Source organism: Corallococcus llansteffanensis (genome assembly GCF_003612055.1).
In the GTDB taxonomy this organism is placed as follows: Bacteria; Myxococcota; Myxococcia; order Myxococcales; family Myxococcaceae; genus Corallococcus; species Corallococcus llansteffanensis.
Genome location: NZ_RAWB01001173.1, coordinates 1 through 468 on the forward strand (window position 1 = coordinate 1; position 468 = coordinate 468).

1 protein-coding gene is annotated in these 468 nt (G+C 75.0%); it reads left to right on the forward strand.

All coding sequences use genetic code 11. The annotated features are described in order from the left end of the window. On the forward strand, nucleotides 1–468 hold a 468-nt coding region (locus D7V93_RS43980), incomplete at both ends, for an AlkA N-terminal domain-containing protein (RefSeq protein ID WP_279637006.1).

Sequence of the window (468 nt, forward strand, 5' to 3'; positions counted from 1 at the left end):
GTTCATCCCCTACCGGCCCCCCTTCGACTGGGCGTCCCTCAACGCCCACCTGGCGGCCCGCGCCCTCACCGGCCTGGAGCATGTCGAGCCGAACCGCTACCTGCGCACCGTCTCCAACACCCACGGCCGGGGCGCCGTGGAGATCGCTCCCGCGAAGGGGCTCGACGGCCTGCGGGCCACCCTGCGCGTCAGCGACGTGCGGATGCTGCCCACCGTCATCGCCCAGCTCCGGCGCGTCTTCGACGTGGACACGGACGTGGACGCCATCCACGCGCACCTGTCGCAGGACACCCTGCTCGCACCCCTCATCGCCGCCCGCCCCGGCCTGCGCGTCCCAGGCGGCTGGGACGGCTTCGAGCTGGCCATCCGCGCCATCCTGGGCCAACAGGTGACGGTCGCCGCCGCGCGGGGCCTGGGGCAGCGGCTCCTCGCGCTCCACGGCGAGCCCCTGGACCCGGCGCTCACCGG